The sequence below is a fragment of the Promicromonospora sp. NPDC059942 genome (assembly GCF_042731755.1).
In the GTDB taxonomy this organism is placed as follows: Bacteria; Actinomycetota; Actinomycetes; order Actinomycetales; family Cellulomonadaceae; genus Promicromonospora.
The window spans coordinates 39,826-58,691 of the sequence record NZ_JBHWLR010000004.1 but is presented as its reverse complement, the minus strand read 5'-3'; the positions used below and the strand labels follow the sequence as shown (position 1 = coordinate 58,691).

General features: G+C 72.5%; 22 protein-coding genes. 14 read left to right on the top strand and 8 right to left on the bottom strand.

Going from position 1 to position 18,866, the window contains the following annotated elements:
- Nucleotides 1-131: 131 nt before the first annotated feature.
- Nucleotides 132-1,307, bottom strand: a complete 1,176-nt coding sequence (locus ACFV9Q_RS07630; protein WP_377233893.1) for an acetoin utilization protein AcuC — start codon at nt 1,305-1,307, stop codon at nt 132-134.
- A gap of 152 nt (nt 1,308-1,459) precedes the next feature.
- On the opposite strand from ACFV9Q_RS07630, the gene ACFV9Q_RS07625 reads away from it, so the two are divergent.
- From ACFV9Q_RS07625 to ACFV9Q_RS07615, 3 genes are all read left to right on the top strand, one after another.
- Complete coding sequence (locus ACFV9Q_RS07625; protein WP_377233892.1) at nt 1,460-2,860, top strand: TrkH family potassium uptake protein; 1,401 nt, start codon at nt 1,460-1,462, stop codon at nt 2,858-2,860.
- A 71-nt stretch (nt 2,861-2,931) separates the two neighbouring features.
- On the top strand, nt 2,932-3,600 hold the full coding sequence (locus ACFV9Q_RS07620; protein WP_285100831.1) for a TrkA family potassium uptake protein: 669 nt from the start codon (nt 2,932-2,934) through the stop codon (nt 3,598-3,600).
- Between the two features lie 234 nt (nt 3,601-3,834).
- Nucleotides 3,835-3,933, top strand: coding sequence for a 30S ribosomal protein bS22 (locus ACFV9Q_RS07615; RefSeq protein ID WP_003792170.1), 99 nt, complete (start codon nt 3,835-3,837; stop codon nt 3,931-3,933).
- Between the two features lie 85 nt (nt 3,934-4,018).
- Here ACFV9Q_RS07615 and ACFV9Q_RS07610 read toward each other — a convergent pair whose 3' ends face one another.
- Complete coding sequence (locus tag ACFV9Q_RS07610; protein ID WP_377233891.1) at nt 4,019-4,834, bottom strand: alpha/beta fold hydrolase; 816 nt, start codon at nt 4,832-4,834, stop codon at nt 4,019-4,021.
- 216 nt (nt 4,835-5,050) lie between these two features.
- On the opposite strand from ACFV9Q_RS07610, the gene ACFV9Q_RS07605 reads away from it, so the two are divergent.
- Complete coding sequence (locus tag ACFV9Q_RS07605) at nt 5,051-5,953, top strand: LysR family transcriptional regulator (protein ID WP_377233890.1); 903 nt, start codon at nt 5,051-5,053, stop codon at nt 5,951-5,953.
- 12 nt (nt 5,954-5,965) lie between these two features.
- On the opposite strand, the gene ACFV9Q_RS07600 is transcribed toward ACFV9Q_RS07605, so the two are convergent.
- The gene (locus ACFV9Q_RS07600) at nt 5,966-6,760 is read right to left on the bottom strand and encodes an HAD family hydrolase (protein ID WP_377232475.1); all 795 of its coding nucleotides are present in this window, start codon (nt 6,758-6,760) and stop codon (nt 5,966-5,968) included.
- Between the two features lie 78 nt (nt 6,761-6,838).
- Here ACFV9Q_RS07600 and ACFV9Q_RS07595 point away from each other — a divergent pair, with 78 nt between their 5' ends.
- Genes ACFV9Q_RS07595 through ACFV9Q_RS07585 form a run of 3 tightly spaced genes read left to right on the top strand, consistent with a single transcriptional unit; the run spans nt 6,839 to nt 8,481 of the window.
- Nucleotides 6,839-7,510 (top strand): Pr6Pr family membrane protein, encoded by a 672-nt coding sequence (locus ACFV9Q_RS07595; protein ID WP_377233889.1) that lies wholly within the window; start codon nt 6,839-6,841, stop codon nt 7,508-7,510.
- A gap of 14 nt (nt 7,511-7,524) precedes the next feature.
- Entirely contained in the window at nt 7,525-7,773 is a 249-nt protein-coding gene (locus ACFV9Q_RS07590) for a glutaredoxin family protein (RefSeq protein WP_377233888.1), read from the top strand.
- Between the two features lie 60 nt (nt 7,774-7,833).
- Nucleotides 7,834-8,481: a redox-sensing transcriptional repressor Rex gene (locus ACFV9Q_RS07585; protein ID WP_377232472.1), complete on the top strand. Its 648-nt coding sequence runs from the start codon at nt 7,834-7,836 to the stop codon at nt 8,479-8,481.
- A gap of 90 nt (nt 8,482-8,571) precedes the next feature.
- On the opposite strand, the gene ACFV9Q_RS07580 is transcribed toward ACFV9Q_RS07585, so the two are convergent.
- Entirely contained in the window at nt 8,572-9,123 is a 552-nt protein-coding gene (locus ACFV9Q_RS07580; protein WP_377233887.1) for a YceI family protein, read from the bottom strand.
- A gap of 220 nt (nt 9,124-9,343) precedes the next feature.
- Between ACFV9Q_RS07580 and ACFV9Q_RS07575 the strand changes: the two genes are divergently transcribed.
- Nucleotides 9,344-9,856 carry a MarR family winged helix-turn-helix transcriptional regulator gene (locus tag ACFV9Q_RS07575; RefSeq protein WP_377231933.1) on the top strand — a complete coding sequence of 171 codons (513 nt, stop codon included), beginning with the start codon at nt 9,344-9,346 and terminating at the stop codon, nt 9,854-9,856.
- Between the two features lie 107 nt (nt 9,857-9,963).
- Here ACFV9Q_RS07575 and aqpZ read toward each other — a convergent pair whose 3' ends face one another.
- A complete protein-coding gene (aqpZ, locus tag ACFV9Q_RS07570) occupies nt 9,964-10,713 on the bottom strand; it encodes an aquaporin Z (protein ID WP_377231932.1) in 750 nt (249 codons plus the stop codon).
- A 147-nt stretch (nt 10,714-10,860) separates the two neighbouring features.
- On the opposite strand from aqpZ, the gene ACFV9Q_RS07565 reads away from it, so the two are divergent.
- The 5 genes from ACFV9Q_RS07565 to ccsB are packed head-to-tail and all read left to right on the top strand — an operon-like array spanning nt 10,861 to nt 15,668.
- Complete coding sequence (locus tag ACFV9Q_RS07565) at nt 10,861-11,508, top strand: histidine phosphatase family protein (protein ID WP_377233886.1); 648 nt, start codon at nt 10,861-10,863, stop codon at nt 11,506-11,508.
- Nucleotides 11,508-12,104, top strand: a complete 597-nt coding sequence (locus ACFV9Q_RS07560) for a TlpA family protein disulfide reductase (RefSeq protein WP_377233885.1) — start codon at nt 11,508-11,510, stop codon at nt 12,102-12,104. Before ACFV9Q_RS07565 ends, ACFV9Q_RS07560 begins: the two co-directional genes overlap by 1 nt.
- A complete protein-coding gene (locus ACFV9Q_RS07555; RefSeq protein WP_377233884.1) occupies nt 12,104-12,910 on the top strand; it encodes a cytochrome c biogenesis CcdA family protein in 807 nt (268 codons plus the stop codon). Before ACFV9Q_RS07560 ends, ACFV9Q_RS07555 begins: the two co-directional genes overlap by 1 nt.
- Nucleotides 12,910-14,676, top strand: a complete 1,767-nt coding sequence (locus tag ACFV9Q_RS07550; RefSeq protein WP_377233883.1) for a cytochrome c biogenesis protein ResB — start codon at nt 12,910-12,912, stop codon at nt 14,674-14,676. Before ACFV9Q_RS07555 ends, ACFV9Q_RS07550 begins: the two co-directional genes overlap by 1 nt.
- Nucleotides 14,677-14,678: 2 nt before the next feature.
- Complete coding sequence (ccsB, locus tag ACFV9Q_RS07545; protein ID WP_377233882.1) at nt 14,679-15,668, top strand: c-type cytochrome biogenesis protein CcsB; 990 nt, start codon at nt 14,679-14,681, stop codon at nt 15,666-15,668.
- Nucleotides 15,669-15,767: 99 nt separating this feature from the next.
- Here the strand turns inward: ccsB and ACFV9Q_RS07540 are convergent, their stop codons facing one another.
- A complete protein-coding gene (locus ACFV9Q_RS07540; protein ID WP_377233881.1) occupies nt 15,768-16,154 on the bottom strand; it encodes a PLDc N-terminal domain-containing protein in 387 nt (128 codons plus the stop codon).
- Between the two features lie 121 nt (nt 16,155-16,275).
- Between ACFV9Q_RS07540 and ACFV9Q_RS07535 the strand changes: the two genes are divergently transcribed.
- Nucleotides 16,276-16,557 carry a DUF4229 domain-containing protein gene (locus tag ACFV9Q_RS07535; RefSeq protein WP_377228070.1) on the top strand — a complete coding sequence of 94 codons (282 nt, stop codon included), beginning with the start codon at nt 16,276-16,278 and terminating at the stop codon, nt 16,555-16,557.
- Between the two features lie 10 nt (nt 16,558-16,567).
- Here the strand turns inward: ACFV9Q_RS07535 and ACFV9Q_RS07530 are convergent, their stop codons facing one another.
- Together ACFV9Q_RS07530 and ACFV9Q_RS07525 are read right to left on the bottom strand one after the other, a co-directional pair.
- Nucleotides 16,568-17,437: a 1,4-dihydroxy-2-naphthoate polyprenyltransferase gene (locus ACFV9Q_RS07530; protein WP_377233880.1), complete on the bottom strand. Its 870-nt coding sequence runs from the start codon at nt 17,435-17,437 to the stop codon at nt 16,568-16,570.
- A gap of 85 nt (nt 17,438-17,522) precedes the next feature.
- Nucleotides 17,523-18,836: an AMP-binding protein gene (locus tag ACFV9Q_RS07525; RefSeq protein ID WP_377233879.1), complete on the bottom strand. Its 1,314-nt coding sequence runs from the start codon at nt 18,834-18,836 to the stop codon at nt 17,523-17,525.
- Nucleotides 18,837-18,866: the final 30 nt, after the last annotated feature.

Genomic DNA, 18,866 nt, shown 5'->3' with positions numbered 1-18,866 from the left:
TTGGTCGGCGCGGCCCCCCTGGGGGGGGTTCTTCCTTTGTGAGCCCTGTCTCCCTCTGCCAGGAAAACAACAAGAAAAAAAAAACCCGGGCCTCAAAGGGGATCCGGCCGGGCCCGGCCTGGCCCGGGAGGTCAGTCCAGCAGCGGGTCCAGGCCCCACAGGGGGAAGACGGCGCGGCGGGTGGCCTGCACCGCGCGGTCCACCGGGTCGGCGGGGTCGTACCCGTCGCGCCAGCTCCGGAACGGCACCTCGGCCCTGCCCATCGTGTGGGCGGCCTCCAGGTCGAGGGCCTCGACGGCGTCGCGCCAGGCGGCGGGCAGCTCGCTGCCGCGCTCCACGGGTGCGTGCGCGGCCTCGGCGACGAGCGCGGTCCAGGCGAGCGGGACGACGTCGGACACCGCGTACCCGCCGCCGCCCAGGGCGAGCCAGCGGCCGTCGGCGTGCTCGTGCGCGAGGGCGTGCGCCCACTGCTGCGCGGTGCACTGCGCGTCCACGGAGACGTTCAGGTTCGAGAGCGGGTCGCGGCCGTGGGCGTCGCAGCCGTGCTGGGAGACGATCGCCTGCGGGCGGTGCTCCCGGACCAGCGCGGGCACGACGGCGTCGATCGCCCGCAGCCAGGCCGGCCCCGAGGTGCGCGCCGGGACCGGGATGTTGACGGCGGTCCCCTCGGCGGGGCCGGGCATGCCGACGTCGGCCGAGGCGCCCGTGCCGGGGAACAGGGTGCGGCCGTCCTCGTGGATCGAGAAGGTCAGCACGCGGGGGTCGTCCCAGAAGATCGCCTCGACGCCGTCGCCGTGGTGGGCGTCGAAGTCCAGGTAGGCGACCCGTTCGGCGCCGAGGTCCAGCAGCCGGCGGATCGCGGCGGCCGCGTCGTTGTAGACGCAGAAGCCCGACGCCGCGCCCGGCATCGCGTGGTGCATGCCTCCGGCGACGTTCACGCCGTGCGCGACCTCGCCGCGCCACAGGGCGTCGGCCAGCGCGACGGACCCGCCGACCTGGCGGGCGGCGGCCTCGTGCATCCCGGCGAAGAGCGGGTCGTCGTCGGTGCCCAGGCCGCGCATCAGGTCGGGTTCCAGCGTGGTCCCGGCGTGCCGGACGGCGGCGACGTACTCGGCGTCGTGCACCGACTCGATCACGGCGTCGGTCGCGGGCTCGGCGTCCACCACCTCGAGCGTGGGCCGGTCGAGCAGGCCGAGCGCCTCGATGAGCCGCATCGTCAGGTCGAGGCGGGCGGGCGACATGGGGTGCCCGGGGCCGAAGTCGTACTCGAGGAGTCGCGGACTCCAGACCAGCCGGGCGAGGTGCACCCGCCCACGGTAACGGACCCGGCCCAGGGCGGGCGCCGTGGCCCAGAAACGGCGTCGGCGGCCGCGGCAGCGGCGTTGTGCCCGTCGAGCGCCCTTCGGCGTGGCAGAGTAGGGCGTCGATCGTCGGGACTGCAGGGGAGGGAGCGGGTCGGATGGCGCCGATCTTCCGGCACAGGCTGTTCGGCCTCCGGGAGCTGGTGGACGAGCTGGCCTTCCGCGCACCCGCGCGCCTGGCCGTCACCGTGTTCGCGGGTGTGATCGGGCTGTTCGCGATCCTGCTCCTCGTGCCGTTCGCGACGGCGGACGGCGCGGGCGCCAGCTTCGTCGACGCGCTGTTCACGGCGGTCTCCGCCGTCTGCGTCACGGGGCTCGTCGTGCAGGACACGGCGACCTACTGGTCGTTCTACGGGCAGGTCGTCATCCTCGCCGGCATCAAGGTGGGCGGGTTCGGCATCATGACCGTCGCCTCGCTGCTCGGCATGATGGTCTCGCGCAAGATCGGGCTGACGCAGAAGCTGCTCACGGCGTCGGAGACCAAGACGAGCCGGCTGGGCGACGTCGGCTCGCTGGTCCGCGTCATCATCGTCACCGCGACCACGCTCGAGCTGTCGATCGCGCTGCTGCTCTTCCCGCGCTTCCTGATCCTCGAGGACAACGTGGGCACCGCGGCCTGGCACTCCCTGTTCTACGGGATCTCCGCGTTCAACAACGCGGGGTTCGTGCCGACGCCCGACGGCCTCATGCCGCACGTGGGCGACTGGACGCTGTTGCTGCCCATCGCGCTCGGCGTCTTCATCGGTGCCCTCGGCTTCCCCGTGATCCTCAACATCCAGCGCTCCCTGCGCCGGCCGGGGCGCCGGTGGCACGGCTGGACCAAGCGGCTCTCGCTGCACAGCAAGCTCACGCTGGTGACCAGCGGCGTGCTGCTCGTGGTCGGCGCCCTGCTGCTCCTGGTCCTGGAGTGGACCAACCCCCGCACGTTCGGGCCGCTCAGCGTCGGCGACAAGCTGCTCGCCGCCCTCTTCGCCGGGATCATGCCGCGCTCGGGCGGGTTCAGCACCGTGGACATCGGCGCCATGCACGAGTCGAGCTGGCTCATCCAGGACGCGCTGATGTTCGTGGGCGGTGGCTCGGCGTCCACCGCGGGCGGTATCAAGGTGACCACGCTCGCCGTCATGCTGCTGGCGATCATCGCCGAGGCGCGGGGCGACCGGGACATCGAGGCGTTCGGCCGCCGGATCCCGCGCGACGTGCTGCGGCTGTCGATCGCGGTCGTGTTCACGGGCGCGAGCATCGTGCTGGTCTCGTGCGTCGCGCTGCTGCAGCTCACCGACCTCCCCCTGTCCAAGGTGCTGTTCGAGGTGCTGTCGGCGTTCGCGACCGTCGGCCTCACGACCGGCATCACGTACGACCTGCCCGACGCCGGAAAATACGTGCTGGCAGCCCTGATGTTCGTGGGGCGTACCGGGGCGGTGACCGTCGTGGCGGTGCTGGCCCTTCGTGACCGGCGGCGCATCGTACGCTTCCCGGAGGAACGCCCCATCATCGGCTGACAGCCGGACCTGTCAGAACCCTGGGTCGCTATCGTGACCTCTGCGTCTGACACGTGGAAGAGAGGACTACCGTGCCGGAGAAGAGACCCGAGCGGGACGCGGGTGTGCTCGTGATCGGACTGGGCAGGTTCGGGTCGGCGATCGGCGCCACCCTGGACCGGCTGGGTCAGGACGTGCTCGCGGTGGAGCAGGACCCTACGCTGGTGGCCCAGTGGTCCGGGCGCCTGCCGCTGGTCGAGGCCGACGCGTCCAACCCGGACGCGCTGGAGCAGCTCGGCGCGAAGGACTTCGGCGTCGCCGTGGTCGGGGTCGGCTCGTCGCTCGAGGCGTCGGTGCTCATCACGGGCAACCTGGTGGACCTCGGCACGCCGCAGATCTGGGCCAAGGCGATCTCCGCCGAGCACGGCCGGATCCTGACCCGTATCGGCGCGCACCACGTCGTCTTCCCCGAGGCCGACGCCGGCTCGCGCGTCGCCCACCTCGTCAGCGGCAAGCTGCTCGACTACATCGAGGTCGAGGACGGCTTCACCATCGTGAAGATGCGCCCGCCCCGCGAGGCGCAGGGCTTCACGCTGGCGCAGTCGAACATCCGCAAGCGGTACGGGATCACCGTGATCGGGGTGAAGTCGCCGGGCGTGGACTTCGTCTACGCGACGCCGGAGACCCGGGTCTCCGCCAACGACCTGCTCGTCTGCTCCGGCCACGCCGACCTGCTGGAGCGGTTCGCGGCCCGGCCCTGACCGGGTCTCCCGGCGGGCCTCGCGGCCGGCCGACGACGCAGGTCCGGCGCACCTCACACCGCCGTCGATTACGGAGCGCGCGGCAGAGCAGGTAGCCTAGGTAGCGGACTCCTTTTCGTGTTGGTCGGCCATCGTCACTATGGCGTCACTGTCCCGGACCAACCGTGGACCATTTCGCCGCGCGGCCCGTCGTCGGGCCGCCGCCGACCGACCGACCGAACATTGCGAGGACCTATGGGCTCCGTCATCAAGAAGCGCCGCAAGCGTATGGCCAAGAAGAAGCACCGCAAGCTGCTTCGCAAGACGCGCCACCAGCGCCGCAACAAGAAGTGACGCGCGCGCCGTCGGGCGCGTGACGAGCAGGCCCGGCCCCTACGGGGGCCGGGCCTTCTTCGTTCCCGGCTACCGGGCCGGCCGGCTACCGGGGCTCCGGCGCCTGCTCGGCCGCGAGGCCCGCGACCTCGCGGACGGCGTCGGCGACGGCGCGGAAGTCCTTGCGCAGGATCCAGTCGTGGTTGCTGGCGACCTTCGCGCTGATCTTGAGGATCGGGTTCCGCTCCAGCGCGGGGCCCAGGCTGGCGCGGATGTGCTCCTGCTCGTCGCCCTTGCTGCCCAGGGACGCCCCGGAGGCCAGGACGTACCGGGTCGGCACGGAGATGGCGTCGAGCACCGGTCCCAGGGCGCTCTCCCGAGCGATCTTGCCGAGCTCGATGTTGCTCTCCGCCTGCTGTCCGGCGCTCAGCCGGGGCGTCAGGCCGGTGGGGCGCAGCAGCCAGGTGACGGGGGTGAGCAGGCGGAACAGCTTGCGGATGCGGACCTCGAGGGCGTCGGTGAGCCAGTCGTTGGGCTCGGCGCCCTCGACCAGGACGGCGCCCAGGGCGCGCTCGGGGTTGCGGCTGGCCCAGTGCGCGGCGAGGAACGCGCCGTAGGACCAGCCGACCACGAGCGCCTTGTCGACGCCGCGCGCGTCGAGGACGGCGTCGACGTCGCGGACCATGGTCTCGAACGAGTAGTCGGCCGACTTCTTGGACTTGCGGCCGCGGGCGCGCTCGTCGTAGGTGATGTGCCGGTAGCCGGTGCCGAGATCGGCGATGACGCGGCGCCAGTAGCCCTGCGTGGCGAACTGGCCGTTGAGGTAGACGACCGGCAGGCCGGTGCCGCCGGTGTCGGTCACTGCCAGGGCCGTGTCGTCGATCGGCACCAGACCGGACCAGGTGGAGCTCTCGGTGGTCATGACGTCCTCTTTCTGGGGGGATCCGGGACTGGACCCGGTGCGGTTCTGCGGCTGCCGCGGCGCGGCAGGGAGCAGCCTCCTCCTGGGCGCCGAACGGGATCAACGGCGAGTCCGGCAAGGTAGCGTTGCCCGCCGGGTCACCGATACGTGCCGTGCCGACCCACCGACCCACCGACGCGCGACGGGTCGACGACGAGGACGGGACGGTGCGGGGCGATGGAGCTGCGGGACATCGAGATCTTCCTGACGCTCGCGGAGGAGCTCCACTTCGGGCGCACCGCCGAGCGGCTGCACGTCACCCCGTCCCGGGTCAGCCACGTCATCAAGAAGCAGGAGCGGCGCATCGGCACCGCGCTGTTCGAGCGCACCTCGCGGACGGTCCGGCTCACCCCGGCCGGCGACCGGCTGTACCAGAGCCTGCGCCCCGCCTACCAGCAGATGACGGACGCGATCGAAGAGGCGTCGGCCGCCGTCCGCGACGCCTCGGGCACCCTGACGCTCGGCACCATCGGCATCCAGGGCTGGATGGTCAACCACATCATCGACCAGTTCCGGACACGCTGCCCGGCCGTCGACCTGCGCCACCGCGACCTGAACACCGTCGACCCGCTCACCCCGCTGCGCGCGGGCGAGGTCGACGTGGCACACGTCTGGCTGCCGGTGCGTGAGCCGGACATCACCGTCGGCCGGATCACCCACACCTCGCAGATCGTCGTCGCCATGGCCGCCGACCATCCCTACGCGGGCCGCGACTCGATCGGCCTGGAGGACTTCGGCGACCTGACCTTCGTGGCGCACGAGTCGCCCATCCCCGCGTCCATGGAGGAGACGTTCCAGCCGTTCCGCACGCCGTCGGGGCGGCTGGTCCCCCGGGGGCCCGTCGTGGCCACGTGGGACGACGAGCTCAAGGCGGTCACCGGCGGGCACGCCGTCATCACCGCCGCCGCCGAGGCCGTCGGGTTCTACTCCCGGCCGGGCCTGGTCTGGATGCCGGTCCGCGACGCGACGCGCTGCCAGTGGGCCTTCGTGTGGCGCGCGGCGGACCAGAACCCGCTGATCCGCGCGTTCGCGGCGGCCGCCGACGATGCCGCCGACGCCCTGGCGGACCGCCCCGCCTAGTGCCCGCCCCGCCTAGTGCCCGCGCAGCCGCCGTCGGGCCGCCCGCAGGACCAGGCCGAGCACCCAGGCCGCCCCGGCCCACGACGCCGTCCGGACCCCGCGCCCGGCCGCGCGCTGCGACCGCCCGCGGAACTCGCGGATGGGCCAGCCGACCTCCTGCGCGTGCCGGCGCAGCCGCAGGTCGGGGTTGATGGGGCAGGGGTGGCCCACGGACCGCATCATCGGCAGGTCGTTGAGCGAGTCGCCGTAGGCGTAGCTCTCGTCGAGGTCGATGGCCTCGGTCTCCGCGAGCGAGACGATCGCGTCGGCCTTGGCCTGGCCGTGCATCAGGTCGCCCGTGAGCCGGCCGGTGTAGAACCCGTCCTTGTGCTCGGCCACGGTGCCGAGCCCGCCCGTGGCGCCGAGGCGGCGGGCGATGAGCTGCGCGATCTCCACGGGGGTGGCGGTCACGAGCCACACCTGGTGGCCGGCCGCGATGTGCTCGTCGAGCAGCCGGCGCGTGCCGGGGTAGATCCGCAGCGACAGGACGGCGTCCCACACCTCCTCGCCGAGGGTGGCGATCTCCGCGACGCTGCGGCCCGCGATGAGCGAGAGCGCCCGGTCGCGCACCTGGTCGATCTCCTCGCGGTTCTCGCCCCACAGGAGGTAGCGCGCCTGGATCAGGGCGAACCTCAGGATGTCCCGCGTACCGAAGAACTTGCGCTGGTACGCCGACTTGGCCAGGTGAAAGGCGCTCGCACCGCGGATGATCGTGTTGTCGACGTCGAAGAACGCCGCGGTGGCGGACGAGGGGTGCGTCGACGGCATGGAGGTCACTCTATCCGCGTGCCACAGGACGCAAGTCCTCGCCGGGCACCCCGGCAGAAGCGCTGGTAGAACCGGGGAGTGACGCAGAACATCAGGATCCCCGAGGGTGCCGGGCTGGCGCGATTCCTCCATCTGCTCGTCGCCGTGCTGGCTCTGGGCGGCTTCGCGATCGAGTTCGTCATCGCGTTGACCAGCGGCCCAGGTCTCGCCCCGACGCATGCCGAACGGATGGTCCGCTTCTTCAGCTACTTCACCATCCAGTCGAACCTGCTGATCGGCGGGACCTCGCTGGCCCTGGCGCTCGACCCGCGACGGGACGGTCCGGTGTTCCGCGTGCTGCGCCTCGACGGCCTGCTGTGCATCGCCGTCACGGGGATCGTCTACAACACCGTGCTGCGCGGCCTCGAGATGGTTGGCGGCGCGGGGCCGGTGCCGAACACGATGCTTCACGTCCTGGCACCGTTGTTCGCGGTCGTCGTCTGGGTCTGGGTGGGGCCGCGCCCCCGCGTCACGGCGGCCACGGTGTGGTGGTCGGTGGTGTATCCCGTCGCCTGGCTGGTCTACACCTTCGTGCGCGGCGCCGTCACGGGCTGGTATCCCTACCCGTTCCTGGACGCGGACGAGCTGGGCTGGGCGCGGGCGCTGATCAACGCGGGCGGCGTCGCCGTCGTCTTCCTCGTCCTGGCCTGGGGCGTGCGCTGGGCGGACGGGCGGCTGCCGGACACCGACCGTTCGGTGGCCCGCGCGTGACGTAACCTCGGGGCGTGACCACTGCCGCCGAGACCCGGGTCGTTCTCTACACACGCGAGGCGTGCCATCTGTGCGAGGACGCACGCGCCGTCGTCGAGAAGGTGTGCGAGAGCTCCGGGACCGCGTGGCGCGAGGTCGACATCGACAGCGCGCCCGCGCTGCGCGAGAAGTACGGGGAGTACGTCCCCGTGCTCGAGGTGGACGGGATCCAGCAAGGTTTCTGGCGCGTGGACGGTGCGCGCCTTGCACGCCTCCTGGCATGATCGTCCAGGCAGTGTGTGCGTACGCCCGCGACACAGTGGTCGCGGGGAGGGGAGCAGCACGTGGTCGAACTCAGTGACGGGACAGTCCCGGCAGCAACCGTAGGGAGGCTGCCGTACTACCTGCGCGCCCTGCGTGACCTCGCGGCCGAGGGGGTGGACCTCACCTCCTCGACGGAGCTCGCCGAACGGTCGGGCGTCAGCTCGGCGCAGCTGCGCAAGGACCTCTCGTACCTGGGTTCGTTCGGCACGCGCGGCGTCGGGTACGACGTCGAGTCGCTCGCCTCGTACATCACGGTCGCCCTGGGGCTCGAGACGGAGCACCGGCTGGCGATCGTCGGCATCGGAAACCTCGGGCACGCCCTGGCGAACTACTCCGGGTACGCGACGCGCGGCTTCCAGGTGGTGGCACTGCTCGACGCGTCGCCCGACGTCGTGGGCACCGACGTGGCCGGCGTGACCGTGGAGCACGTGCGCGAGGTGGCCGAGGTCATCGAGCGCGAGCGGGTCTCCATGGTGGTGCTCGCGCTGCCGGGCCACGGCGCCCAGGACGTGGCCGACGCCGTCGTCGGCTCGGGCGTCCGGGAGATCCTGAACTTCGCGCCGGTGGCGCTCCAGGTGCCGGACGACGTGGTGGTGCGCTCGGTCGACGTCGGCGGCGAGCTGCAGATCCTGGCCTTCCACGCGGCGACCCGCGCGGCGGCTCTCTGACCCCACAGAAAACGCTGAGTGCGGGGTATTTGTTGGATCAAGCAGCTTGATCCAACAAATACCCCGCACTCAGCGGGGGTGGGACTGGGCTCAGCCCTTGGCGATCGCGCTGACGTCCAGCGTGATCTTGACCTTGTCGCCCACCAGGAAGCCGCCGGTCTCCAGCGTGGCGTTCCACGTGAGGCCGAAGTCCTTGCGGTTGACCTCGAGGTTGGCCTCGAAGCCGGCGCGGTCGTTGCCGAACGGGTCCTTGGCGGTGCCGGTGAACTCGGTCTCCAGCTCGACACCCTTGGTGATGCCGTTGATGGTGAGGTCGCCCGAGATGATGTAGTCGTCGCCGTCGGCCTTGATGTCGGTCGAGGAGAACGTCCAGGTCGGCTTCTCGTCGGCGTGCCAGAAGTCGGCGCTCTTCAGGTGGCCGTCACGACCGGCGTCGCCGGTGCTCACGGAGGCCGCGTCCAGCTCGGCGGTGACGCTCGACGACTCCAGGTCCTCGCCCACCGTGATGGTGCCCGAGGTTACGGCGATGCTGCCGCGCACCTTCGCGATCCCGGCGTGGCGGACGGAGAAGGAGGCAGCGGTGTGGGAGGGGTCGATCTCGTAGACGCCGGTGGTGAGACCTGCGGGGAGCGGGGTGGCCATCAGGGGGACTCCTTGTGGGTTCGACGGTTGAGGTAGATAGTTGAGGGATCAACTAGATCTGATGCGTTCCAACATAACGGGTCCCGTAACGTATTCCTAGAGGGCGCCCGGCACGTCGCAGATCACATTCGGGCCGGCGGGCGATCATGGCTCCCGGCGTGACGGCGTCACCCGGGCCGGCCCTCCTGGCAGCTCGGTGAGCACGAAGGCGGTGGGCGAAGTGGCAGCGGAGACGATCCAGGGTTCCGATCTCTGGCTGACCGAGGAGCAGCAGGGCTCCTGGCGGCACTATCTCGAGGGGACCGCGCGGTTCGTGGAGGCGCTCAGCGCCTTGCACGACCGGACCCTCGACCTCTCGCTCGGGGAGTACAGCCTGCTCGTGCAGCTCTCGGAGGCTCCGGAGCGCACGATGCGCATGTCCACGCTCGCGGACGGCCTGGTGCTCTCGCGCAGCCGCCTGACGCACACGGTCGCGCGCATGGAGGCGCGCGGGCTCGTGGAGCGCCGGGCGGCGGAGGGCGACCGGCGCGGCGTGAACTGCACCATGACCGACGCCGGCTACGCGGCGCTGGAGGTGGCAGCGCCGGGCCACGTCGCGGCGGTGCGCCGGATCATGGTCGACGCGCTGGACCCCGAGGAGTTCGCGCAGCTCGGACGCATCATGGCCAAGGTCGCGGCGTCCTCGAAGATGTCGGGCGGCACGGAGGAAGGCCTCACGGCCCTCTGCGACTGACCGCGTCCCGCGGCACGCGACCGGCTGCGGCACCAGGCACGCGTCAGACGCACAGGTCCCTCGGGCGACCTGTGCGTCTGACGCGTGGAAGGCGGGGATGTGCGGTCCTACTCGGTCAGCACGCGGCTGAACATCGGGCGGTACGCGTACCCGGCGACCAGGGCGCCGAGGACCGGGAACAGCAGGAACACCCAGAGCTGCCCCCACGCCCAGCCGCCGGCGTAGATCGCGGTGGCGATGGAGCGGGCGGGGTTCACCGACGTGTTCGTGATCGGGATCGAGACCAGGTGGATCAGCGTGAGCGTCAGGCCGATCGCCAGCGGCGCGAACCCGGGCGAGGCGATCCGCGCCGTCGTACCGAGGATGACGAACAGGAAGACCGCGGTGAGGACCGTCTCGGTCAGGATCGCGGAGCCGAGCCCGAAACCGTCCGGGGAGTGCTCGCCGAACCCGTTGGCCGCGAAGCCCGACTCGCGCGCGGCCTCGAAGTAGCCGTCCGGCCCGCCGAGGGCGATCAGCGCCAGCACGCTGGAGCCGAGCACGCCGCCGATGACCTGCGCCACGACGTAGCCGCCGACGTCGTTCCAGGAGAACCGGCCCGCGGCCGCCAGGCCCAGCGTGACGGCGGGGTTGAAGTGCCCGCCCGAGATCGGCCCCAGCGCGAACGCGCCGACCACCACGGTGAGGCCGAAGGCCAGGGCGACCCCGAGGAAGCCCACGCCCACGGTGTTGGTCTCGGCGTCAGGGAAGTTGGCTGCGAAGACCGCGGTGCCGCAGCCACCCAGCACCAGCACGAACGTGCCCAGCGCCTCGGCGGCCAGGCGTGCGTACATGGCAGGCGATGCTGTCTCACTCATGTGGAGCCCCCTTGCTTGCATCGGACGGTTTCATGACGAAACCTTTCCGCTGAATGTAGGTCGGCCCTGCCGGATCGGCGCGAGATGACGTAATGCACACTCGCCGGAGGTCACGGGCACCCAGGGTCGGATGGGAGACTGTGGGTCATGGTTTCCACGACGGTTCACCTGCTGCGTCACGGCGAGGTGTACAACCCCGACGGCCTGCTGTACGGGCGCCTGCCCGGCTACCGGCTGTCCGACCGTGGCCAGGCGATGGCCAAGATCGTCGCCGACCACCTCACGAGCACCGGCCGGGACGTGACCCACGTGGTGGCCTCCCCGCTGCAGCGCGCGCAGGAGACGGCCGCCCCCGTGGCGCAGGGCTTCGGCCTCGAGCTCGCCACCGACGACCGCATCATCGAGGCCGACAACCGCTTCGAGGGCCTGGTCGTCGCCGGACCCGCCGGCGGGGCGCTGAAGAACCCGCGCAACTGGCCGCACCTGTGGAACCCGTTCCGGCCGTCGTGGGGCGAGCCCTACACGGCGCAGGTCGAACGCATGCGCGCCGCCGTCAAGGACGCGCGCCGCGCCGCGGAGGGCCACGAGATCGTGCTGGTCAGCCACCAGCTCCCGATCTGGCTCACCCGCCGGGCGCTCGAGGGCGGCACCCTGTGGCACGACCCGCGCAACCGGCAGTGCAACCTCGCGTCCCTGACGTCCCTGCACTTCGAGGACGACCGGTTCGTCGGCCTGCACTACACGGAGCCCGCCGCGGAGCTCTATGACGGCGCGAGCAAGGTCGCCGGCGCGTGATGCGGGGCAAGACCGTCAAGGCGGTCCAGTGGGTAGTGGTCGTCGGCATCGTGCTCGGCCTCGTCGTGTCGCTCGCCGCGTGCAGCCCGGAGGACTCGGGCGCCGGCGACGTCGTCGGGCAGGGGTACGTCTCCGGTGACGGTTCGGTCCAGACGTACGACGTCGGGGAGCGCAAGGGCCCCGTGACCATCACGGGCACCGACTTCGAGGGCAACGACGTCGACACCGCCGGCTGGGCGGGCGACGTCGTGGTCGTGAACACCTGGTACGCCTCGTGCGCGCCGTGCCGCGCCGAGGCGCCCGACCTCGTGAGCCTCGCGGGGTCGAAGGACGGCGTGCAGTTCCTCGGCATCAACACCGAGGACGACGCCGGTTCCGCCCAGGCGTTCCAGCGCACCTTCGAGGTGCCCTACCCGAGCATCGAGGACAGCAGCGGCAAGGTGATCGCGAGCCTGAACGGCGTCGTGCCGCTGCAGGCAGTGCCCACCACCGTGGTGCTGGACCAGGAGGGCAACGTGGCCGCGCGCGTCATCGGCCAGGCCGAGCACTCCACGCTCGAGTCCCTCATCGACGAGGTCCTGGCGGAGGCCGCCTGATGTTCTCGACCGGCGCCATCGCCACCGCCGTCGGCGACGGGCTCGCGAGCACGGTCTGGAGCGGGTCCCTGCTCCTGGCGGTGCCCGTCGCGCTGCTCGCTGGCTTCGTGTCGTTCGCCTCGCCCTGCGTGCTGCCGCTCGTGCCCGGGTACGTCGGGTACGTGAGCAGCATGGCCGCGGCCTCGGCCGGCACGACCTCCGGGATCGTGGCGACGCGCACCAAGCCGGCCCGCGGCCGCGTGGTCGGCGGCGTCGCGCTGTTCGTGCTCGGCTTCACCGCCGTGTTCGTCTCGTTCGGCGCCGCGTTCGGCAGCCTGGGCGCCTACCTGGTGCGCTGGGAGGACGTGATCATCCGCGTGCTCGGCGTCGTGGTGATCCTGCTCGGCCTCGGGTTCCTCGGGGCCGTCCCGTTCCTGCAGCGCGAGGCCCGGTTCCACCTGACGCCGCGCGCCGGCCTGTGGGGCGCGCCGCTGCTCGGCGTCGTCTTCGGGCTGGGCTGGACGCCCTGCATCGGCCCGACCCTCGGCGCCGTGCAGGCGCTCGCGATCGACGAGGCCTCGGCGGGCCGCGGCGCCCTGCTCGGCATCGCGTACTGCATCGGCCTGGGCGTGCCGTTCCTGCTCGTGGCCCTCGGGCTGCAGAGCTCCGAGCGCATGCTCGACTTCCTGCGCAAGCACCGCCTCGCGGCGCTGCGCATCGGCGGCGGGCTGCTCGTGCTGGTCGGGCTGCTGCTGGTCACCGGGCTCTGGACGCAGATCACCGGGGCCATGCAGCTCTGGATCGGTGGATTCGAGACGGTGATCTGATGGCCGGCCGCACGCGCAACGAAGGCACCTACGTCCCCGACGGCATCGCGGACGCGTTTACGCAGGGCGAGCAGGGCGAGGCGCACGACACGCCGGCGTCGGACCCGAAGGGGCAGAAGCCGGAGCGGCCCACCCCGCCCGCGCTGGGCCTGGTGGGGACGCTGCGCTGGATGTGGCGCCAGCTCACCTCGATGCGCGTGGCGCTGATGCTGCTGATGCTGCTCGCCGTCGCCGCAGTGCCCGGGTCCGTGCTCCCGCAGCGCAACCAGGACGCCGCTGGGGTGCTCGAGTACCTCGCCGACCACCCGACCGCCGGGGACTGGCTCGACAAGGCCGGCTTCTTCGACGTCTACACGTCGGTCTGGTTCTCCGCCATCTACATCCTGCTGTTCGTCTCGCTCGTGGGCTGCATCCTCCCGCGCTCGGCGGCGCACTACCGCGCCCTGCGCGGCCGCCCGCCGCGCGTGCCGTCCCGGTTCAACCGGTTCCCGGCCAAGGCCACCGCGACCACCGGCGCCTCGCCGGAGGAGGCGGCCGACGCCGTCGCCGCCCGCCTGCGCGGCAGGTTCTCCTGGCTGCCCACCTTCCGGGTGGACCGGGGCGAGGAGGCCGCCCGCAGCCGACGTCCGGCGTCCGCCACCGTGAGCGCCGAGCGCGGCTACCTGCGCGAGACCGGCAACCTCGTCTTCCACCTGGCGCTGGTCGGCCTGCTCGTCTCCGTCGCGACCGGCCAGATGCTGCACTACCGCGGCCAGGCCATCGTCACCGAGGGCCGCGGCTTCGCCAACGCCGTCGTGGACTACGACACCTTCGAGAAGGGCGGCTGGTTCCGCCCCGGCTCGCTGGTGCCGTTCTCGATGACGCTCGACAAGTTCGAGTCGGAGTTCGCGAGCGACACCGTGGCCTTCGCCCAGGCCCGCGACTTCACGGCGCACGTCACGGTGACCGAGCCCTCCGGCGAGGAGCGGCCCGAGCAGATCAAGGTGAACCACCCGATCGTCGTCGACGGCGCCAAGATCTACCTCCAGGGCAACGGCTTCGCCCCCGAGATCACCGTGCACGACGCCAAGGGCGAGGTCGCCTTCTCCGGCCGGGTCACGTTCATCCCCGAGGACACGATGTACACCTCCCGCGGCGTGGTGAAGGTGCCGGACGTGTCGCCCGGGCTGGACCAGATCGGGCTCGTCGGGTACTTCCTGCCGACGGCGGAGGTGAACGAGGACGGGTCGGCCCGCTCGGCGTTCCCGCAGCCCGTGGACCCGCTGCTCGTGCTCGAGGTGTACACGGGTGACCTGGGGCTCGACGACGGCTCGCCGCAGAACGTGTACGAGCTCGACACCGCGTCGCTCACCCCGGCCCTCGAGGACTCCGGCGAGCGCGTCAAGGTGCTGGCGCGGCCCGGCGAGACCGTGGACCTGCCGGACGGGCTGGGCACCCTGACCCTCGGCGAGGACCTCCCGCGCTACGTGGCCCTCGACCTGCGGCACGACCCGTCGCTGGTGTTCGTGCTCGTCTTCGCGCTGCTCGCGCTCGCGGGGCTCACCGTCTCGCTCTTCACACCACGGCGGCGCGTCTGGGTGCGGGCGTACGAGGGGCCGGACGGCGTTACGGTGGTCGAGGTCGCGGGGCTCGCCCGGGGCGACGACGCCGGCCTACAGGCCGAGGTCGACCGCGCCGTGGGGGCGGTGCCGGGAGCGGAACCCGGACAGGCGGCCACTGGACAAGCTCAGGAACCGCGCATCGAGACCGGATCGGAAAAGGACTGAACATGGAGCTGGCAAACCTGAGCGTGCTGCTCGTCTGGGGTGCCGCGACGGCGCTCGCGATCGGGCTCATCGCGTTCTCGGTGGACCTCTCGCGCCTGTCCGGCGCGAAGGTCGACGCGCGGGACGCGGCGCGGAGCCGCGAGAAGGTGAGCGTCGGCGCGGGGTCGGGGGACGACGTGCCCGGCCTGATCGACGCCGGGTCCGCGGCCCCTGTCGCCGCGGCCGGGCCGGTGAACCGCAAGTTCGCCGGGATCGGGATGTCCGTGACGTGGCTGGCCGCGGCGCTGCTGCTGGTCGCGATCGTGCTGCGCGGCATCGCGGCGGGGCGCACGCCGTGGGCCAACATGTACGAGTTCACGCTGGTCGGCACGTTCGTGGCCGTCGCGGTGTTCGCCGGGGTGAACACCCGGCGTGACGCGCGGTACCTGGGCGCGTTCGTGAGCGGGCTCGGCGTGCTGTTCCTCGTGCTGGCCCAGGAGAAGTTCTTCGTGGAGGCGATGGGCGTCCAGCCCGCGCTGCAGAAGTACTGGCTCGTGATCCACGTGGGCGTCGCCATCTGCGCCACCGGCATCTTCACCGTGGCCTTCGTGGCGTCGGTGCTGCAGCTCCTGCGGGACGCCCGGGACAACGGCTCGCCGGTGCTCGGCAGCCGGCACTGGGGCTGGCTCGACCACACCGCGGCGCCCGCCGCCCTCGAGTCGCTCTCGTTCCGCCTGAACTCGGTGGCGTTCGTGCTGTGGACCTTCACGGTCATCGGCGGCGCGATCTGGGCCGAGGACGCCTGGGGCCGCTACTGGGGCTGGGACCCCAAGGAGGTCTGGAGCTTCATCGTCTGGGTGGTCTACGCGGCCTACCTGCACGCGCGTACCACGCGCGGCTGGTCCGGGTCCCGTGCGGCCTGGTTCGTCGTGGCCGGCTACGCGTGCGTGCTGTTCAACTTCACCGGCGTGAACCTGATCTTCAACGGGAAGCACTCGTACTCGGGGCTGTGAGCCCCGGGCACCATAAGACCCTGAGAGCCAAAGACCAAGGGCACCGGATCCGCGCGGATCCGGTGCCCTTGGTCTTTTCTCGAAGCTCGTTCCCGAGGCTCAGCTGCTCTCGGCGTCGTCGTCCTTGGCCTCCTGGCGGCCGCGGGCCTCACGCTCCCGCTTGCGCTTCTCCTGCTCCAGCAGCCAGAGGAACTCCGGGTCGTCGTCCGGGGCCACGGGGCCGGAGGGGCGGCGCGGGCCGGGCCGCGGGGGAGTGGTCGGGCGGGTTCCGCCGGAGCCGGGGCCCGACGCCGGTCCGGCGCCGGAGCGGCGGCTGACCCGCACCACGATCCACGAGATCGCACCGAGCAGGGGCAGGAGGACGATCAGGAGCACCCAGAGCCACCGGGGCAGACCTGCGCGTTCGTCCTCGTCCGCGCCCCAGACATCGGTCAGGGCATACGCCATGAGTCCGACGACCACCAAGATCAGGAGTACGCGAGGCATACCCCCAGCCTACGGTGGGTTGGCGCGGGCGGGGCAGCCCTCGACGTGACGTTCGCCCCGTTGTCGCCCGTCGGGCCGTCGTCGGGCGAGAGGCGGCGCGCTCCCGGCCTACCATGGGTGGGTGCCCCTCGTGATCTACTCCCTGCTCCGTGTCGCCCTCGTCGCCGCGGCACTCGGCGTGCTGTACCTCGTCGGACTGCGGGGCTGGCTGCTCCCGGTCGTCGCCGTGCTGGTCGCCCTGGCGGTCTCGTACCTGACCCTGGGCAGGCCGCGCGACGCCGCGACGCAGTGGATGGCCGGCCGGGCCGAGCGGCGTGCCGCAGCGCGGGCCGCGGCCCCGAAGATCGACGCCGACGCCGCCCACGAGGACGCCGAGGTCGACGAGAAGCTGCGCGCCGACTGACTGCGGAGGTTCAGAGCGACAGGCCGAACCAGAGCAGGACGCCGTAGCCCAGCTCGTACAGCCCCGTGCCCGCCAGGACCGGGATGAGCAGCTTGCCGCGCGCGCCGGCGAGGATCGGGATGGACAGCAGCGCCGCCGGGCCGAGCAGCAGCAGCACCACGAGCGTCCACGGAGCCCAGAACACGCACAGCGCGCCGAGCAGCACCGGGACCCAGATCATCGCGATGTACGCGCGGCGCGCCCGGTAGTCGCCGAGCCGCACCGCGAGGGTGCGCTTGCCGGCGAGGACGTCGGTGGGGATGTCGCGCAGGTTGTTCACCATGAGCAGCGCGCACGCGATGAGGCCCACACCCACGGCGCCGAGCACCGCGGGCCAGGTGATGCGGTCGGCCTGCGTGTACGTGGTGCCGAGCACCGCGACCAGCCCGAAGAACACGAACACGGCGATCTCGCCCAGGCCCCGGTACCCGTACGGCGTCCTGCCGCCCGTGTAGTACCAGGCGGCGACGACGCTCACGGCGCCGACCGCGAGCAGCCACCAGTGCCCGGACACCGCGCAGAGGATGAGCCCCAGCACGCCCGCGACGCCGAACGCCGCGAAGGCGGCGCCCTTCACCGCGCGGGGCTGGGCGGCCCCCGACGCCGTGAGCCGCATCGGGCCCACGCGGTCGAGGTCGGTGCCCCGCACGCCGTCGGAGTAGTCGTTGGCGAAGTTGACGCCCACCTGCAGCGCGAGGGCGACGCCCAGCGCGAGCAGCGCGGGCAGCCAGGCGGAGGAGTCGACCTGCGCGGCCGCGCCGGTACCCACCATGACGGGGGCGGCCGCCGCCGGCAGCGTGCGGGGCCGGGCCCCGGAGATCCACTCGGCGGCAGTGGCCATCAGCGTGTCCTTCGTTCGTGGGGTGTGCCTGGGTCCTCGCCACAGCGGCACCGGGCCGGGGCCCGGTCCTGGCGGAGGAACGAAGTCATGGTCGCACGGGTTCCCGGTCAAGTTTTTGCTCGGCCCGGACGACGGCGTCGCGCACCGCCCGGCGGTCGACCTTGCCCGGGCCCCGGGTCGGCAGGGCCGAGGTCACGTACACGCGGCGCGGCGCCGCCGGGGCCCCGAGCAGCCCGCCGACAGCGGTGCGCAGCCCGGCGAGCAGCTCGCCGCCGCCGTCGTCCAGGTTCTCCGGCGCGCCGACGGCGGGCGCGTGGCCCGGCAGCGCGAGGACGGCGACCACGGCCTGGCCCCACTCGTCGTCGGGCACGCCGACGACGCACGCCTCGCCCGGCGTGCCCCGCCCGGCCAGGTGCCCGGCGATCGCGTCCTCGACGGCGGCCGGCGCGACGTTGACGCCGCCGGTGAGGATCACGTCGTCGGCCCGGCCGAGGATCGTGAGGCGGCCGTCGTCGAGGCGGCCCAGGTCGGAGGTGCGGAACCAGCGGGTGCCGTCGGGGTCGGTGCGGAAGGCGGCGGCCGTCGCGTCGGGGTCGCCCACGTAGCCCTCGGCCAGCACGGGGCCGGACAGCTCGACCACGCCGGTCGTGGTCGGTGCGCCAGAGGCCGCGGCGCCGGTCGTGGCGTCGGGGCCCGCGGCGTCGGCCAGCCGGACCCGCACGCCCGCCAGCGGGACGCCGTCGTACACGCAGCCGCCGCTCGTCTCGGACATGCCGTAGGTCGTCACGGCGCGGACCCCGGCGGCCCGCGCGCGGGCCAGGAGCGCGGCGGGGGTCGCGGCGCCGCCGACCAGCACGGCGTCGAACCGCGCGAGCGCGGCGAGGCCGGCGCCGGCGTCTCCGTCTCCGGCCGCGTCGCCGCCGTCGGACCCCTCCCCGCCGTCTGCCGCGGCGACGAGCCGGTGCAGCTGGGTGGGCACGATCGAGATGTAGGCCCGCCCGCTCCCGTCCGCCCCCGGGGAGTCGAGGAAGTCCCGCGCGAGGGCGGCGAACGCGCCGGGCATGAAGGGGGTCAGGTCGCCGACGCGGACCTCGGTCCCCGCCACGACGGTCCGGTTGACCACCTGGACGCCCGCGACGTGCGTGGGCGGCAGCACCAGCAGCCAGCGGCCGGGCCCGCCGAGCCGGTCGTGGGTGGCCTCGGCCGAGGCGCGCAGGGCCGCGGCGCTCAGCGCCACCTCGCGCGGGTTTCCCGTGGAACCGGAGGTCCGGAGCACGAGCGCGGTGCCGGGCGGCACGGGGGCGTCGGACAGGCGGGGCTGCGGGGCGTAGACGGCGCCGCCGTCGAGGGCGTCCCGGACGGCGCGCACCACGGCGCCCGCGGGGTCGGTCTGGGTCACCTCCTGAGCGTAAGCGCGCTCGAGGGGCCG

Coding starts and splice junctions, on each gene's coding strand:
- ACFV9Q_RS07625 (WP_377233892.1), top strand. CDS start 1,460: ATGGCGCCGATCTTCCGGCACAGGCTGTTCGGCCTCCGGGAGCTGGTG.
- ACFV9Q_RS07615 (WP_003792170.1), top strand. CDS start 3,835: ATGGGCTCCGTCATCAAGAAGCGCCGCAAGCGTATGGCCAAGAAGAAG.
- ACFV9Q_RS07610 (WP_377233891.1), bottom strand. CDS start 4,834: ATGACCACCGAGAGCTCCACCTGGTCCGGTCTGGTGCCGATCGACGAC.
- ACFV9Q_RS07605 (WP_377233890.1), top strand. CDS start 5,051: ATGGAGCTGCGGGACATCGAGATCTTCCTGACGCTCGCGGAGGAGCTC.
- ACFV9Q_RS07600 (WP_377232475.1), bottom strand. CDS start 6,760: ATGCCGTCGACGCACCCCTCGTCCGCCACCGCGGCGTTCTTCGACGTC.
- ACFV9Q_RS07580 (WP_377233887.1), bottom strand. CDS start 9,123: ATGGCCACCCCGCTCCCCGCAGGTCTCACCACCGGCGTCTACGAGATC.
- aqpZ (WP_377231932.1), bottom strand. CDS start 10,713: ATGAGTGAGACAGCATCGCCTGCCATGTACGCACGCCTGGCCGCCGAG.
- ACFV9Q_RS07565 (WP_377233886.1), top strand. CDS start 10,861: ATGGTTTCCACGACGGTTCACCTGCTGCGTCACGGCGAGGTGTACAAC.
- ACFV9Q_RS07560 (WP_377233885.1), top strand. CDS start 11,508: ATGCGGGGCAAGACCGTCAAGGCGGTCCAGTGGGTAGTGGTCGTCGGC.
- ACFV9Q_RS07555 (WP_377233884.1), top strand. CDS start 12,104: ATGTTCTCGACCGGCGCCATCGCCACCGCCGTCGGCGACGGGCTCGCG.
- ACFV9Q_RS07550 (WP_377233883.1), top strand. CDS start 12,910: ATGGCCGGCCGCACGCGCAACGAAGGCACCTACGTCCCCGACGGCATC.
- ccsB (WP_377233882.1), top strand. CDS start 14,679: ATGGAGCTGGCAAACCTGAGCGTGCTGCTCGTCTGGGGTGCCGCGACG.
- ACFV9Q_RS07540 (WP_377233881.1), bottom strand. CDS start 16,154: ATGCCTCGCGTACTCCTGATCTTGGTGGTCGTCGGACTCATGGCGTAT.
- ACFV9Q_RS07530 (WP_377233880.1), bottom strand. CDS start 17,437: ATGGCCACTGCCGCCGAGTGGATCTCCGGGGCCCGGCCCCGCACGCTG.